This window comes from Vibrio sp. 811, from assembly GCF_033339195.1.
In genome coordinates this window covers 1-598 of sequence record NZ_JAWOUB010000633.1, presented here as the reverse complement: position 1 = coordinate 598, position 598 = coordinate 1, and the positions used below count along the sequence as shown (strand labels likewise).

Sequence of the window (598 nt, the reverse complement as noted above, 5' to 3'; positions counted from 1 at the left end):
GATTGAGCATGAAGTCATGTTCGAAAACAACCAAGAGTCAGATTGGTTTTACGATACCCCACAACGCACGCTGACTCAGCAGGGCAAGAGTTTAGTGCTCAGAGAAATTCAGCCTGCCGGTATCAAACTGTGGATTGTAAAAGGGCCAGAAGCTGACCGTTGTGAAGCAACAAATATCACTAAGTTAGATTCTGCTCAAAGTATGCTCGAAAACATGGGCTACGAAGTGATTCAACGCAGCAAGAAAATCAGAAGTATCTTCTTTGTCGGCGAGTTCCATATCACCTTAGATTTTCTCGATGGTTTTGGTCACTTTGCGGAGTTCGCTATTATGACCGACGACGAAACAGCATTGGCTCGCTATCGCGAGCGGTTAGTCGCACTTGCGCAGCAGTTTCATCTGAGCGAAGCGGATAGAGAGCATCGCTCATACAAAGAGATTTTATCAGCATAGTCGCTATTTCTTTCCTTTCTAAAACGCGAAGCGAATTCTTCTCAAAACACAATGTCATTTTTGTGTTCTTCTCATTGGTTTGACAGGCAACTCCTAGTAAACAGCACTATGATTACCATAGTGCTGATGCACTGAACCCACACT

The 598-nt window shown here is 44.1% G+C and carries 1 protein-coding gene; it reads left to right on the top strand.

Features of this window, described 5'->3' with window-relative positions; all coding sequences use genetic code 11:
• A partial coding sequence (locus R7Q46_RS28520) for a class IV adenylate cyclase (RefSeq protein WP_318078489.1) occupies positions 1-454 on the top strand: 454 nt, incomplete at its 5' end.
• Between the last annotated feature and the right edge of the window lie 144 nt (positions 455-598).